Source organism: Paenibacillus sp. 1SOY10, assembly GCF_056836745.1.
This window is the reverse complement of sequence record NZ_JBXENK010000003.1, coordinates 249,978-263,667: the sequence shown is the minus strand read 5'-3', so window position 1 is coordinate 263,667 and position 13,690 is coordinate 249,978. Positions and strand designations below refer to the sequence as shown.

The 13,690-nt window shown below is 51.3% G+C and carries 12 protein-coding genes; 5 read left to right on the top strand and 7 right to left on the bottom strand.

What is annotated here, in order from left to right; genetic code table 11:
- Positions 1–136: 136 nt before the first annotated feature.
- The 3 genes from AC1VOR_RS12025 to AC1VOR_RS12015 are packed head-to-tail and all read left to right on the top strand — an operon-like array spanning position 137 to position 2,035.
- Positions 137–463, top strand: coding sequence for a PadR family transcriptional regulator (locus AC1VOR_RS12025; protein ID WP_482618090.1), 327 nt, complete (start codon positions 137–139; stop codon positions 461–463).
- A complete protein-coding gene (locus tag AC1VOR_RS12020; RefSeq protein WP_482618088.1) occupies positions 460–1,095 on the top strand; it encodes a DUF1700 domain-containing protein in 636 nt (211 codons plus the stop codon). The genes AC1VOR_RS12025 and AC1VOR_RS12020 overlap by 4 nt, the downstream gene beginning before the upstream one ends.
- Complete coding sequence (locus AC1VOR_RS12015) at positions 1,082–2,035, top strand: DUF4097 family beta strand repeat-containing protein (RefSeq protein ID WP_482618087.1); 954 nt, start codon at positions 1,082–1,084, stop codon at positions 2,033–2,035. The genes AC1VOR_RS12020 and AC1VOR_RS12015 overlap by 14 nt, the downstream gene beginning before the upstream one ends.
- A 106-nt stretch (positions 2,036–2,141) precedes the next feature.
- Here AC1VOR_RS12015 and AC1VOR_RS12010 read toward each other — a convergent pair whose 3' ends face one another.
- From AC1VOR_RS12010 to AC1VOR_RS11995, 4 genes are all read right to left on the bottom strand, one after another.
- Positions 2,142–2,609 (bottom strand): hypothetical protein, encoded by a 468-nt coding sequence (locus AC1VOR_RS12010; protein WP_482618085.1) that lies wholly within the window; start codon positions 2,607–2,609, stop codon positions 2,142–2,144.
- Between the two features lie 121 nt (positions 2,610–2,730).
- Entirely contained in the window at positions 2,731–3,486 is a 756-nt protein-coding gene (locus AC1VOR_RS12005) for an amino acid ABC transporter ATP-binding protein (RefSeq protein ID WP_482618083.1), read from the bottom strand.
- A gap of 13 nt (positions 3,487–3,499) precedes the next feature.
- Positions 3,500–4,168 (bottom strand): amino acid ABC transporter permease, encoded by a 669-nt coding sequence (locus AC1VOR_RS12000; RefSeq protein ID WP_482618081.1) that lies wholly within the window; start codon positions 4,166–4,168, stop codon positions 3,500–3,502.
- 92 nt (positions 4,169–4,260) lie between these two features.
- The gene (locus AC1VOR_RS11995) at positions 4,261–5,109 is read right to left on the bottom strand and encodes an amino acid ABC transporter substrate-binding protein (RefSeq protein WP_482618079.1); all 849 of its coding nucleotides are present in this window, start codon (positions 5,107–5,109) and stop codon (positions 4,261–4,263) included.
- A 517-nt stretch (positions 5,110–5,626) separates the two neighbouring features.
- On the opposite strand from AC1VOR_RS11995, the gene abc-f reads away from it, so the two are divergent.
- Positions 5,627–7,732 (top strand): ribosomal protection-like ABC-F family protein, encoded by a 2,106-nt coding sequence (gene abc-f, locus AC1VOR_RS11990; RefSeq protein ID WP_482618077.1) that lies wholly within the window; start codon positions 5,627–5,629, stop codon positions 7,730–7,732.
- Between the two features lie 637 nt (positions 7,733–8,369).
- Here the strand turns inward: abc-f and AC1VOR_RS11985 are convergent.
- Complete coding sequence (locus tag AC1VOR_RS11985; RefSeq protein ID WP_482618076.1) at positions 8,370–8,825, bottom strand: V4R domain-containing protein; 456 nt, start codon at positions 8,823–8,825, stop codon at positions 8,370–8,372.
- Between the two features lie 322 nt (positions 8,826–9,147).
- Here AC1VOR_RS11985 and AC1VOR_RS11980 point away from each other — a divergent pair, with 322 nt between their 5' ends.
- Positions 9,148–9,861 (top strand): Crp/Fnr family transcriptional regulator, encoded by a 714-nt coding sequence (locus AC1VOR_RS11980; protein WP_482618073.1) that lies wholly within the window; start codon positions 9,148–9,150, stop codon positions 9,859–9,861.
- 190 nt (positions 9,862–10,051) lie between these two features.
- Here the strand turns inward: AC1VOR_RS11980 and AC1VOR_RS11975 are convergent, their stop codons facing one another.
- Together AC1VOR_RS11975 and AC1VOR_RS11970 are read right to left on the bottom strand one after the other, a co-directional pair.
- Positions 10,052–11,953, bottom strand: a complete 1,902-nt coding sequence (locus tag AC1VOR_RS11975; protein ID WP_482618071.1) for an ABC transporter ATP-binding protein — start codon at positions 11,951–11,953, stop codon at positions 10,052–10,054.
- A complete protein-coding gene (locus AC1VOR_RS11970; RefSeq protein ID WP_482618070.1) occupies positions 11,950–13,683 on the bottom strand; it encodes an ABC transporter ATP-binding protein in 1,734 nt (577 codons plus the stop codon). The genes AC1VOR_RS11975 and AC1VOR_RS11970 overlap by 4 nt, the downstream gene beginning before the upstream one ends.
- Positions 13,684–13,690: the final 7 nt, after the last annotated feature.

The window sequence follows — 13,690 nt, the reverse complement described above, 5'->3', positions numbered from 1 at the left end:
TCTTCACTACCTTGCATTGATCAGTAGTGTGTGATACTGTATAGATACGGTATTAATCATTATTCAGTACCTCAGGTACATCAGTTCTGAAATATTAAGCCAGCATTTAATAAACAATATGGGGGTCGGAGCAGCCTTGGATATCAGCATTCAGTTTAAGAAGGGCGCCTTGGAGCTTTGCGTCCTGGTACTGATTCGCGAGCAAGACAGGTATGGTTATGAACTGGCTCAGTCCGTCTCGAAGCATATCGAAGTCGCCGAAGGTGCGCTATATCCACTGCTTCGAAGACTCGTGGCCGAAGGTTATTGTACTACTTATTTACAAGAATCAACGGGCGGCCCTCCACGCAAATATTACAAGATTACGGACTCCGGCCAGGCTCATACCAAGAAACTAGTGGTGGAGTGGAGACAATTTGTGCATAACGTATCAACCCTAATCGAGAAAGGAAGCACGATATGAATAGAAGTGAGTTTTTAGCACTCCTCAGAGTCCACTTATCCCCTCTTCCGCCAGAAGAACAACAAGAGCTGCTGGAGGATTATGAATCCCATTTTGCCTTCGGGCTGCAAAGCGGTAGAACAGAAGAAGAGATTGTTGCCGAACTTGGCAATCCGGCAGAATTGGCTAAGGAAGCACTGGGTAACCGGTATGTACCTGACGAACCCGTATATTGGTATGGCGGGTCAGCTCATGCTGGTGGGCAACAAGGCTATAACGCTACCGGAATGTCGACTGGAGCCATCCCGACTGCCCGGAGAAACGCCTTCACTCAGGCACTCGTCTATGTGGGTCTGTTCTTCTTGAATATCGTTGGACTCCCCTTCTTATTAACCCTTTGGGCCTTGATTGTGAGTCTCGGGCTCGCCGCCTTGAGCTTCATCCTGAGCCCGGTGCTGGTCGGTCTGGAATACGCGGTGCATGACATTTTCCATCTAGGCAAGCTCTTTGCTTCGGTGACGATGGTGGGCTTGGGTATCCTTGTATTCCTACCCACTCGGATGTTGTTCCTTAACATGCTTACCTTAAGCAGTTCCTATTACAAGTGGAATAAGCGATTGGTGAAAGGAGGTGCTGGCCATGAAAAGCACTAAGAAATGGTTATTTCTAGGTCTGGCACTGGTTCTTGTCGGATTTGCAGGGATGGTTTGGCAAAGGTTTGAATTTGGCGATACCCTTCCCTCCCATCAGCAAAGGTGGACCTTTGAAGCAGGGCAATTGAAGAAATTATCGATCGACAGCTCCTATAGTGCAGACGTACGGTTCATCGATAGCCCGGATGGAACCAACTATGTGGAAATTAGCGGCAACATGGATCAGGAAGTGATTGATCACTTGATCGGTACGGATATATCGGGCGACACCCTGCAGCTCATACTGCAACATTCGCCAAAATGGAGCTTCCTTACTATTAACTTTCAATCCACGCAGCAACAGATTACGGTAGCACTTGCAAGTTCAGATTCACTCCAAGACATCAGCTATTCAGCACATGCAGCTAATGGACAGTTTCGCAACTTGCGGGCAGACAACATCACGTTATCCTCTTCTAGCGGCAATCTGAAGGCTGAAGCCATTACCGCTGGGCGCTTGCAATTGGCAACTGAGGCGGGCAATATCATTACCAAGCAAATCAAGGCCGATACGGAGATTAAGGTCGGCTCCGGGCGAATTCAGGTGGACAGCTTGCAAGGTGACCTGACGGCTGAGACACTGCAAGGCAATATTTCTAGCCGGGATATGGCAGGCAAGATCCAGGCTAGCACGGGAGCGGGTAATATCAGATTGGACCACTTTACCGGCAATGGCGTCTTGACGACCACCAGCGGGGATATCAGGCTTACTAATCAACGGGCAGACAATTTGGATATCACCACTCAGTTTGGGGGGATCAGGCTATCCACAGATGCGGCGTTCAAAGGGGGGTATGATTTACAAACCGGGGCGGGTGAGATTACCGCACCTGAATCATTGCGACAAACTGACGATATCATCAAGGTCCGGGCATTTGCCGGTGATATTCGGATCAAATAGCATTCGGGTAAACGAAAACAAGCGAGAGCTTGGGAGCTGCCAGCGCACTCCCGCCTCTCGCTTGTTTATTTTTTCGCCTCACCTGAAATCATTTTCGCTTCTGCTTCTATACCTCGAGTGAGCCCTCCAACTTATCAGCCACTGCTTGCCGGTATGCCAGCAGCGAATTGTCAATGACTTGTTCCAGCATCCCCGGATCAATGTCCGGGATCAAGGTTCGCGCATAATTCCACGCGTTCTCTTCGATCCGCAATGCCGTCTCACTACGTTCCCGCTCACTTGCGCAGGAATCCAGCAACTCGCATAACGCCGGGAGCTCAGGGTCTCTGGCATGCCCCAGTTCATGAGCAAATACGATAGCAAAGAACGTTCTCCAGCCTTCAGCCGAACCAAACAACAACCGACATTGCTTCCTTACTTCCCCAAGGTACATCGTTACTGAACGATCTCCCATACTATACTTGCCACCGATCATGCGCGGCCCTGGGTAATGGTTATGCAAGCGAACTACAACCTCAGCATCCGAGCGGTTGAGCAGCTCACGGATAATTTGTCGTGCTTTCCTTCTGTTCACGTAACTCCCCTTGCTTTGAGTAAGAATACGAGGCCTCTACGTCATTCCTCTGCCATTTATTATAGAGCAGCATCGTTGAAATCAAAAGCAAGCAAGCGGACACTCCTTGCCCCGGTTAATCTTAAGCGAAATCCTTCTGGGCGATCCGGTTCAGGAAGGCGCGCGCCCGTTCACTGGAGGGGTGCGCAAGTACCCGTTCAGGAGTGCCGGACTCGATAATCTTCCCGTCGTCCATCAGAACGACCCGGTCCGCCACTTCAGCCGCAAACTTCATCTCATGGGTCACTACCACCATGGTACGGCCTTCGCGGGCTAACTCCTTCATCACCTTCAGCACTTCCCCAACCAGTTCGGGATCAAGCGCAGAGGTCGGTTCATCAAAGAGCAGCAATTCGGGACTAACCGCCATGGCCCGGGCGATACCTACCCGCTGTTGTTGTCCACCGGATAACTGGTGTGGGTAGAAGTCCTTGCGGTCAGCCAGCCCCACCTTGTCAAGTAAATCCTCGGCGCGTAAACGAGCCTCCGTCTTACTCTTCTTCTGCACCTGAACCTGGGCCTCCATTACATTCTGCAATGCAGTCATATGCGGAAACAGATAATAGGCTTGGAACACCATACCCGACTTCTTGCGGAGCGCCAGAACTTCGCTTTGCTTGTGCTTCAGACCCTTGCCAAACGCAAGGCTAATGTCGCCGATCTGAATGCTTCCTCCATCCGGCGTCTCCAGCAGGTTGAGGCAGCGTAATAATGTTGTTTTCCCCGAGCCGGAAGGGCCAATGATAACCAGCACCTTGCCTGGGTCGATTTGCAGATCAATGTTCTTCAGCACATCCTGCGCTCCAAATGATTTGTGCAGACCGCGCACCTGTATCATATAAGACCCCTCCTTATCGGGCGGAAAAACGGTCGAGCCGTTTCTCCAAATGATTTTGCAGCGAAGAAAGCAGGGTACTAAAGAAAAGATAGACCAAGCCAGCCTCTGCATAAACAACGAGCGGTTCATAAGTGGTAGCCGTAATCTGCTGTGCTGTGCGGAACATTTCCGTATACGTAATCGTCGCCGCGAGTGACGTATCCTTAACGAGACTGATGAAGGAATTGGCGAGTGGTGGTACGGATACCCTGGAGGCTTGTGGCAAAATGATGCGGCGCAAGGCCTGCATACGGGTCATTCCCACCGAATAGGCAGCTTCCCATTGTCCGGCATGAATGGACAAGATAGCCGCGCGTACGATTTCCGATCCATACGCGCCTACGCTCAGTGTAAACCCGATCACCGCTGCCGGGAACGGGTTCAAGGTCACTCCCAAGGATGGTAGTCCGTAAAAAATGACGAACAATTGCACCAATAGCGGCGTTCCGCGAATAATCCAAACATAAAACTTCGCAATCTGCCTCAGCGGCCATAAGGCTGACAGCCGGGCAAGTGCAGTCAACACCGCCAGCAGCAAGCCAAGCGCAAAGGAAATTAGGGTCAGCGGAACTGTAAAGGCAACCCCTGCTCGCAGAAGCGGCCAAAATGAATCTACGATAATGTTCCAGATTCTTTCATCCATCGTAAGCATCCTTTTCCATATAGAAGCGGCCCCTAAATGGGCCGCTTCTAATTCATGTTGAGCTTGTTTCTATTTTAACTTTGTGCCGCTCTTTACTTGGAAACATCCTCTCCGAAGTATTTCTCGGAAATCTCCAGGTATTTGCCATCGCTCTTGATGTCCGCCAGCGCCTGATTAACTGCCTCAATGAGTTCTTCGTTGCCTTTATTGAACAACGCCGCACTTTCTGCCGCATCCGGCAGCTCATCCACGATCTTCAGCTTCACATCAGGTCTTTGCTTCTTCAAGTCGAAGAACGATAACCCGTCATTGACGGTCGCATCAATTCGTTTGGACAATAGTAGGTCAATGGCTTGATTAAAGCCTTCTGTCGCTTCAATCTCCGCCCCGTTCTCTCTGGCAATATCACTCAGATTACTGGTTAAGGATTGTCCAGCTTTCTTCCCTTTGAGATCGGCAAATGCCTTGATCTCCTCATTGTCGTCGTTTACGATCAGCACAGCCCGGGATACGATATAAGGATCAGAGAAATCATATTTCTCTTTACGGTCATCACGAATGGTTACTTGATTGAACACTGTGTCAAACCGCTTGGCATCCAGACCGGCGAAGATACCATCCCAAGGCGTCTCAATAAACTCAGCCTCCACACCAAGACGCTTGGCCACTTCCTCGGCAATTTCTACATCAAAGCCTGTCAGTTTCCCATCCTTGTCGTGGTACGTGAATGGTGCATAGGTTCCTTCCGTACCTACCCGCAGCTTGCCGCTGGCCTTAACTGATTCGAGCAGATTGGTTGGAGCCGCCTCATTGCCTCCATTGTTTGATTTCTGTGTATTGGCCCCTTGGCCGGATGTCGCATCGCTATTTGTATTGTTGCCGCAAGCCGCGACCAAAACCGTCAGCGCCAGCGTTAACACCAGTAAACTCCACTTTTTCATGTACATCCATCCCCTTCATCTCTACTCTTTATTCCCCACAATTTACCTCGGGATAGTTGAATATTACACTTTGCACTTACACTCGTCAATCCTTTTTCTGACAAATAGCCTCGCTGAACGGGCCAGCCCTATTCCCGATTGCTTGCTTTCTCTACGCTTACCTACTATAATCAAACTAACTATTTGTGAAGGAGGTGAGGAGTGTGGATCGCAAATTTGCGTGGAATCGAGTGAGCCAACTGCCGCTGGCAATGTTTGGCATTGTTCATGTGACAGCTCATCACGGGAGAAGTCTGTCCATTTTTACAAACTCGATATCCATAACAAATTGCGAAATGCCGCTCCTACCTTAAACTTCACTGTCCGTGAACCCAAGAAGGCAGCAGGATTTCCTGCTGCCTTCTTTATTTTTATACAGACACATAAGAGCATTCGCCGCCTCTGTCGGCACTTGCTTGTGTTCAACTAACGACAGGATCAGGGCTGGACGGCATGGGAAATGAAGGAGAATATACCCATGATGATCCAATGTCAGCATGTTCAGAAATATTATGGCGCCGAGCTGGTGCTAAGTGAGGTTACATTTGAAATTAAAAGTGGTGAGGTCGTAGGCCTTATCGGCCGTAATGGTACAGGCAAAACGACCCTGATGAAACTATTAGCGGGAAGCGAGCCGCCGGATCAAGGACAAATCCACATTCGCAGGAATGCCCGCATCAGTACCTTGGCGCAAATTCCGGATTACCGCCGGGAGGATACCGTCTATGATGTCCTGCTTGGAGCGTACGACGACTTGCGCCAAGTACAGGCTGAGATGAAGCAACTGGAAGCTGAAATGTCCAGGTTGTCCCTTGAATCCAGCGAAGACAACAGGGAGATGGCCGCTAAGCCTGGTGGGGCTTCCAGTTCAACTTCTCTCTCGCTGGATGAACTTCTGCACCAATACGGCATGCTGCAAGAAATCTTTGAGCGTGAGGGCGGATATGAGATGGAGGCCTCCATTCTGCGGATTGCCGGGGGCCTTGGTATTACGGAGGAACAGTTCGCCCGCGGCTTCGCCTCCCTTTCTGGCGGCGAGAAGACGAAGGTGGGCCTTGCGGTCATGCTGCTAAGAACTCCGGATTTGCTCCTGCTTGACGAACCAACCAATCACCTTGACATGGCTGCTACGGAATGGCTGGAGGGATTTGTGCGCAGCTTCTCCGGCACTACGGTGGTTATCTCGCATGATCGATTTTTCCTGGATGCGGTGACTGAGAAGATCATTGAACTTGAGGATGGTGAAGCCTTCACCTACTTCGGCAATTACAGTACGTACAAGGAAGAGAAAGAGCAACGGCTGCTGCAACAATTCGCAGATTATCAGGAGCAGCAAAAGAAGATCAAAAAGATGCAGGAATCCATCAAGCAGTTGATTGAATGGGGCAATCGTTCCAATCCACCGAACGCTGGATTTCACCGCCGGGCTGCTTCTATGCAAAAAGCGCTGGATCGTATGACCAAGCTCAAGAAGCCCATTCTGGAGCGGCAGCGCATTGACCTGCAACTCCAACAAGGAGACCGCTCAGGCAAGGATGCCATCGTCCTGCGCGAGGTTGGTGATCAGAGAGGTGGCCGCTGGCTGTACCGTGAGTTGACCCACACCCTTCGTTATGGCGATGCCGCTGTGCTCATTGGAGATAACGGAACGGGAAAAAGTACGCTCTTAAAAAACATTCTGGGGACCGAGCCCCCGCAGGAAGGCGAAGTCCAGTTAGGCTCCCGCGTGGAACCCGGTTACCTGGCCCAACAGGCCACACCTGCCGGTCATGAAGAGACCGTGCTGGAATTCTTCCGGGGCCACATCGGTATTGAGACCGGCGAGGCTCGTGGTCAATTGGCCCGCTTTCTGTTCTACGGCGCGGACGTATTCAAGAAGATCAGCCGCTTGTCAGGTGGCGAATGGACCCGGCTGCGCCTGGCTGTACTGATGCATCAGAAGCCCAATCTGCTGGTACTCGACGAGCCGACGAACCATCTGGATATCGATGCCCGCGAAGCGCTGGAGGAGGCCTTGGAGGAGTACCCCGGCACGTTGCTGGCGGTGTCCCATGACCGCTACTTTATTAACAAAGTAGCAAGTCAGGTCTGGGCGCTGGAGGGTGGGCGCCTCAGCGTCACCCTGGGCGGGTACGACGATTTCCGGGCTGAGCTGGCCCGGAAGGAGACTGGCCGAGCCGGAAGCGAACCGGCCAGGCAGAGCGGGGAGCCGCCTGGAACCGCACGCCAGGCGGCAAGGCTCGGCGGCGCCGGCGATGCAGGCGCCGCACCAGAGGGGCGCAGCACGCCAGCGGCTGCTGCGCCGGGCACGCCTTCGCCTGTGGCGCGGGCCACAGGCGGCGAGGCCCCGGGCGGGCGCGCGGCAAGCGGGGCGCGCCCGCCCGCAAATCCGGCCTCCGTGCGCAAGCTGGAGGCCGACATCGCCGCCGCCGAAGCGGAGCTGGCGGCGGCAGAGGCGGCGATGCAGGCCCCGGAGGTGGCCTGCGACGCCGCGCGGCTCGCGGAGCTGCTGGAGCTTCGTGAGCGCTGGCAGCTCCGCGTGGATGCGCTACTTACGCAGTACGTAGCGCTGCTGGATGACTAGGGCGAGCGGATTCCATCCCCCGCTCACCCTAGTCAACCCCATAGAAGGTGGCACCCAAAGCGTGTATAGCTTTGGATGCCACCTTCTTCTTTTTTCCCCAGCGTAGCTGGGCTAGTAATCCCCCAGCTAACGGGAAATCCCCCAGCTAATTTCCCGAAAATCCCAATTTTTCTCCATTTAGCGGGAAATCATCATGTTAATTTACCTGTTTCAGCCGTAAATGCCGATACTCGCTGATTTATAGGGAGCATTTCCAGTTAAGTTCTCTAAACGCCCCATGCCATACGAATTATAGGGAGTTTTTCCCGTTCATTCATATCTGGTACGGATTGATACTCGCTCGGCACGGACTTACACTCCCCGTTTCTGCATCTTCCCCCACTGGCTAGCGGTAGCTTGTTTAACACACTTGTTTATTTACTTGTTTATTTACTTGTTTATTTACTTGTTTATTTACTTGTTTATTTACTTGTTTATTTACTTGTTTATTTACTTGTTTATTTACTTGTTTATTTACTTGTTCACACACTTTGATACTTGGTTCACACAGTTGGTTACCACGCTTTTGGCCACATTTTTTTACACACTTTTTCACCACATTTATAACGGTTGCTGCCCTTCCTACCCAACTCAGAATCTACTGAGCGTAGATTCGGACTTCATACTCGCAATGCTCATCCCCACATACATTACACTTGGTCTCCCGCACGCTGACCTTCTGGTTCAGAATGCGCCCCAGTGCTCCTTCCAAGATGGCTCCTTCCAGATCACAGACTTTCTTCTCTTCAATCAGAGGAAGTCCCTTGCAGAAACAGTCATCCACGGCGATTGTAATCAATCGTTCGGTGCGCTCCACCACACGTGGCAGTCCAATACGTAGCACTGCAAATAAAGCAAGCAGTTCCTCTAACGTACTCACGGGCAGGTTTTCTCCAATCTTGCGGCCAATGGAAGCGGTTGTCCCCTTGCCCTCCATCGGCAAGCCCTGCTGCATCCCAATCAGCCGGATGGCCCGAAACAGTTCCAGCGGTACCTCACCCCCGAGCGTAGCCCGGTCAATATGACGCAAATCCTCAAATGTGAAGCTCTTCATAGTTAGTTCCCCCTATCTGTCCGTATGAGTCCGGATCATATGATAGGTTCATTTTTCCATACTTCTCTGGAACGAGCCTTGATTTGAATCAAGCTTCACCGGTAATATCCTTCTTATCAGAATGCCATAATCGTCCTCAGGATCATTTTTCCCGCTGGCTTGTTCTGCCTATTTTTTGAGTTAGCTTATATAGAGCTGCACCCCATCTTGACTCATATCAAGAATTGGACACTTGTTTTGTGATATAAATCACCTGAAGGGGTCCTAGCCACTGATAGGGTTAAATTAACGTAACCTGGATAACCCGGAAGGAGGGAACAGCGTGAAAGCCTGTGCTTGCCAAACCCATACGACTCATCAAAATACCCCCTCTTGCCTGGCCCATGTCCCGGTATTTACCGGACTACGCAGCAGCGAGGTAGAATTGCTTCATTCGGTTATGCAGACTGCCCAATACCGCAAGGGAGAGCTGATTTTTCGGGAGGGGGACCGTTCTGAATCGCTGTACGTTGTCAATCGAGGCATCATTAAGCTGACCAAGCTGGAGGACAACGGCAAGGAGCATATTATTCGGCTGCTGTTCCCTGGCGATTTCTTCGGGCAATTTGCTCTTTTGCAAGAGAAGCCACACTATGCCAGTGCTTATGCTGCCGATACTACCGGTGTTTGCCGGATACATCGGAGCGACTTTCTCGATATTTTACGTCGGGACCCGGACACGTCCGCCCGCTTTATGACCGCTCTCAGTACACAATTGGAGGAAGCTGATGCTTGGGCCGCGGTGCTGACGCTATTGGAAGCTGACCGCAGACTGGCCAAGATGCTGCTGTACTTCCGCCAGAAAGCTGCTCCCACCTCTGATGCCTTCACGCTACCTGTGTCCAAGAAAGAATTAGCCGGATTGATTGGCGCTACGCCGGAGACGCTCAGCCGCAAGCTGCGTCAGCTTAGTGAAGGTGGTGTCCTCTCGGTCGCGCGTCGCGAGCTCCGTCTCCTTGATGAGCCTGCCTTACACCGCTTGGCCGGGGAGGGCTAAACGCCAGACTAGGTGCAAGCATATCACCAACCATAAATAGCAGCAAACGGCGATGCAAGGACATAATGTCCCTTGCATCGCCGTTTCTTGTAATTCCATCTCATTTTCTAGGCTACGAGCTATTCTTTCTGGTCTGCCGTGAAGTTAGATCAAGCCAGCAGTATCCGGCCCGCAACAGTATGTCTGTAGCTTAACCTGCCTCGGGTTCAAATTCACCATGGGTGAATTGGCTGTTGTACAGGTCGGCGTAGAAGCCGCCCAACTCCAGCAATTCCTCATGCGTACCTTGTTCAATGACCGAGCCATGATTCATCACCAGAATGAGATCGGCATCCTTGATCGTCGACAAACGGTGCGCTATAACAAAGCTGGTTCTGCCCTTCATCAGCTCATTCATTGCCTGCTGGATATGCAGCTCCGTCCGCGTGTCTACGCTACTGGTTGCTTCATCCAGAATAAGGATGGCTGGATCAGCCAAGATGGCGCGAGCAATGGTTAACAACTGCTTTTGCCCTTGCGAGATATTAGAGGCTTCCTCATTCAGCACCGTATTATAACCGCCCGGCAAGGTGCGGATAAAGTGATCGGCGTACGCCGTCTTAGCTGCACTGACAACTTCTTCGTCGGTGGCCCCTTCCCGGCCATAGGCGATATTATCGCGAATGGTGCCATTGAACAGCCAGGTATCCTGCAACACCATGCCGAACAGGCTGCGCAAATCTCCGCGCTTCATCTGCGCGATACTCACACCATCCACGGTAATGGAGCCTGCGTTAAGCTCATAGAAGCGCATGAGCAGATTGATCAGCGTCGTTTTCCCCGCCCCGGTTGGACCTACGATAGCAATGGTCTGTCCTTGATGGACGTTGATATTCATGTCTTCAATGAGCGGTTTCTCGCTGTCATACCCAAACCGCACGTGATCGAAGATAACGTTGCCTTGAGGCTGCTTCAGCACAGCAGGCTTAGCTGCTTCAGGAACCTCTTCCTCTTCGTCCAGAATCTCGAATACGCGTTCCGCCGAAGCGACAGTGGATTGAATAATGTTGGCAATGTTCGCCGTTTGCGTAATCGGCATCGTAAATTGACGTGCATATTGGATAAAGGCCTGCACATCCCCAATCTCAATGGAACGCTTGGTCACGAGAATACCGCCAACCACCGAGATTAACACGTAGCCAATGTTACCGATAAAGCTCATGATCGGCATGATTACCCCGGAGATAAACTGGGCCTTCCAACCCGATTCATACAGCCGTTCATTGATTTCATCAAATTGCTCCAGCGACTTCCCTTCCCGGCCGAAGGCTTTCACAATTTTGTGTCCCGTATACATTTCTTCTACATGACCATTCAGTTGCCCCAGCTCTTTCTGCTGACGAACGAACTGCTTCTGTGAACGCTTGGCAATAGACGTAATAGCAACAATACTTATGGGCAAAGTCAACACAGCGATCAGGGTCAACAGTGGGCTGATCGACAGCATCATCACAATAACCCCGATAATCGTCAGAATCGACGTAATCAACTGGGTTAAACTCTGCTGAAGCGTTGTGCTGATATTATCCACATCATTCGTAACCCGGCTCAAAATATCCCCATGGGTCCGGGCATCAAAATATTTCAGCGGCAGCTTGTTTAATTTCGTGTTCACGTCCCGCCGCAAATCGTATACTGTCTTCTGGGCCACACCGGCCATCAGATACTGCTGAATATAACCAAAGAGAGCACTAAGCACGTAAAGTCCAATCAGAACCATAATAATTTGCCAAATATATTGAAAATCAATCTCCGCCCCCGGAACTCCCTGGAACTTGGCCACAATGCCTTCGAACAGCTTGGTTGTCGCCTTCCCCATGACTTTCGGGCTAAGAATGCTGAATATTGTACTTAAGATTGCCATCACCAGAACGGCGAATAAATAAAAACGATGTGGCTTCAAATACTGAATCAGCCTTTTCAGTGTGCCCTTGAAGTCCTTGGCCTTTTCTACCGGCATAGCCATGCCAGGTCCACCTGGTCCACCAGGACCGCCGTGTCTGCCGCCAGGTCCACCAAATCCGCGTTTTCTTTGTTTTTGTTCCTGGCTCATGCGATCTCCTCCTCTGAAAGCTGCGAACGGACGATTTCCTGATAAACCTCACAGGTCTCCATCAGCTCGGTGTGGTTGCCGATGCCTACGATTTGACTTTCGTTCATAACGATAATTTGATCGGCATCCAGCACCGTGCTCACCCGCTGAGCCACAATCATTACCGTGGACTCTTGGGTCTCCTGCTTCAACGCCGCGCGCAGCTTGGCATCAGTCTTGAAGTCAAGTGCTGAGAAGCTATCGTCGAAGATGTAAATTTCCGCAGGACGCACCAGCGCCCGAGCAATGGACAAACGCTGCTTCTGACCGCCCGATACGTTGGTCCCGCCTTGAGCAATCAACGAATTAAAGCCTTCCTCCATATTGCCAATAAATTCGCTGGCCTGGGCAGTTTGTGCAGCATGACGTACTTCCTCGTCGCTGGCGTCCTCCTTGCCATATCGGATATTTTCGCTTATGGTTCCGGAGAACAACACCGCCTTCTGTGGTACAAAGCCGATTTTGCTCCGCAGTTCCTCCTGCGTCAGATCACGAATGTCCACACCACCTACACGAACGCTCCCTTCCTGCACATCATAGAACCGTGGTATCAAGCTGATCAGCGTGGATTTACCGGAACCCGTTCCGCCAATAATCGCCGTTACCTGCCCCGGCTTAGCGGTGAATGAGATGTTTTGTATCGCAGGCTGTTCAGCACCCGGATAGCTAAAGGAAACATTGTCGAACTCCACCAGACCACGTTGCCCTGCCTGGGATGGCTTCTTCCCAGTAACCATATCCTTGATGCCCGGCTCCATGTCCAATACCTCATTGATCCGCACAGCCGAAGCTGCGGCCCGTGGAATCATGACGAACATCATGGATACCATCACGAGGGAGAACATGATTTGCATCGCATATTGCAGGAAAGCCATCAGATCCCCTACCTGCATATGGCCCGCATCAATACGTAACCCTCCGTACCAAATAATGGCTACGGAAGATAAGTTCATAACCAGCATCATCACCGGCATCATGAACGCCATGATTTTATTGACCTTGATCGAGGTATCGGTCAAGTCCAAGTTGGCTTCGTCAAAGCGCTTGCTCTCATAATCAGTACGGTTAAACGAACGAATGACCCGAATGCCGGTCAAGCTTTCGCGCATGACCAGATTCAACTTGTCTATCTTCTTCTGGATCGCTTTGAATAACGGCAGACCTTTTCTGGCGATGAGCCAGATTGTCAAGGCCAGTACTGGCAAGATGACTACAAGAATTAAGGACAGTGTAGCGTCCTTGGACACAGCCATCAGAATGCCGCCCAGACACATCATCGGTGCCATAACCATCATCCGCAGCATCATAATGAGCACCTGCTGGACCTGATTGATATCATTGGTAGTGCGTGTAATTAACGACGCAGTGCCAATCTTGTCGAACTCCTCCAAGGAGAAGTTGGACGCGTGCTTGAAGACCTTGCCCCGCAGTAACTTCCCGAAGCCGGTGGCTGCCTTGGATGAGTAGAAGCTCGCCGCTACGGAACAGATCATGCCACCTAGCGCCACAAGCAGCATCAAGCCGCCAACACGCCAGATATAAGGCGTATCTCCAGTCACTACCCCCTTGTCAACGATATCGGCCATCAGTGTTGGTAAATAGAGTTCGGATAAGGTCTGGAAGAAGACCAACACCAGTACGGCCGCTACCACCCAGCGGTAGGGTTTCAAATTACGGAAAAGTTTAATCATTTCCCAT